Below are 1586 nucleotides of genomic sequence, written 5' to 3' on the forward strand. Positions count from 1 at the left end.
CCCGGTGAGGGTCGTCCTCGACGGCGGCGCGCTGGTGAACCTGCTGGTCGCCAACGCCGTCAAGGCGGTCGACGTGCCGGCGGCGCTGGACGAACTCGCCCACGGGAACCCGGAGCGCTTCGCCCGTGCCCAGGCCGCCGGCGCGACGCCCGTCGTCGGTGAGGTCGCCCACGGCCTGACGCAGTCGGTGGCCTGCAGCGAATGGGTTCCGGGCCACTCGGAGTCCGACCTGCTGCAGGCGGGCCGCCGGGCCTTCCCCGGATGGCCGGACACGGTCCTGGCCCAGGCCCCGCAGCTGCCCTTCGAGCACGACGTCTGCCGTGCCTGGAACGTCCCGGACCGCACCGCGGTCCAGCGGGTGGCCACCCGCAGCGACGTACCGACACTCCTCGTCTCCGGGACCTTCGACGCGAAGACCGGGGCGAGCTGGGGCGCGTACACCGCCCGGACGCTGTCCCGTTCGACCACCGTGCTGATTCCCGGGATCGGCCACTGGGTGGTTCCCCAGTCGCCCTGCGCGGCCGACGTCCTGACCTCCTTCCTGGCCCGCCCGACCGCGCCCGACACGTCCTGCGTGGCGGGGCTGGCGCCCGCGCCGTTCACCATCACCCCCGAGCCGGAGACCACATGATGCCCGTCTGCCCATCCCACCGCCGGCGCGCCGTGCGACGGCTGCGGACCGCACTGGCCGGGGCCACCGCCGGTGTTCTCCTCGCCGGCCTCGCCGCGCTGCCCGCCCGCGCCGACGCCGGCACCGAGGAACCGTTGGGCACGGCCGCCCGGACGGCGGGCCACGCCCGGTTCGAGCCGGGCCCCTGCCCGAGGACGGCGGACCCGACCCCGGCCCTGGAGACGGCCCGCTGCGGAACGCTCACCGTGCCCGAGAACCGTTCCCGGCCCGGGGGGCGGAAGATCACCCTTGCGGTCGCGATCGTGCCGGCCGTGCAGAAGCGGGCACCCGACCCGATCGTGTGGCTCGCCGGCGGTCCCGGCGACGACGCGAACTCGGAGATCCAGCTGGCGCTCAACGGCGACCTGAACCGCGACCGGGACGTCGTCTTCATGTCACAGCGCGGCACCTACTCGGCCGACCCTGCGCTCACCTGCCCGAACATCGACCAGTTCAACGCGGACGCCCTCGGCCTCGTCTACGGCGCGCCGTCCACCGGACGCCTGCACGTCGCGGCGACCCGGGCCGGCCGCGACCGACTGGTGGGTCTCGGGGCCGACCCGGACGCCTACAACAGCACCGAGAGCGCCGCCGACTACGCCGACCTGCGCGTCGCGCTGGGCATCCGGCGGTGGAACGTCTTCGGCATCTCCTACGGCACCGACCTGGCCCTCCTCTACATGCGCCTGCACCCGGAGGGCATCCGGTCGGTCGGCATCGACGGCGTCCTGCCGCCGTCCCTCGCCAGCGGAGCCGTCACCTGGAAGGCCGCACGCGAGGGCTTCGACGGCATCTTCGACGCCTGCGCGCAGCAGCCCGCCTGCAACGACCGCTACCCGCACCTGAAGGCCACCTTCGAACGCCTCGTCCGCCAGCTGGAGGCCCGGCCGGTCACCACCACCGTCACGGTCCCGGG

At 74.6% G+C, this 1586-nt stretch carries 2 protein-coding genes; both read left to right on the forward strand.

The genetic code is table 11. The features are described 5' to 3' along the window. On the forward strand, positions 1 to 631 hold a 631-nt coding region (locus ABZ641_RS36695), incomplete at its 5' end, for an alpha/beta hydrolase (RefSeq protein WP_359988878.1). A gap of 32 nt (positions 632 to 663) precedes the next feature. After that, positions 664 to 1586: alpha/beta hydrolase (locus ABZ641_RS36700; RefSeq protein ID WP_359988879.1), on the forward strand; the 923-nt coding region annotated here is incomplete at its 3' end.

This window comes from Kitasatospora sp. NPDC007106 (assembly GCF_040634455.1).
GTDB lineage: Bacteria > Actinomycetota > Actinomycetes > Streptomycetales > Streptomycetaceae > Kitasatospora > Kitasatospora arboriphila.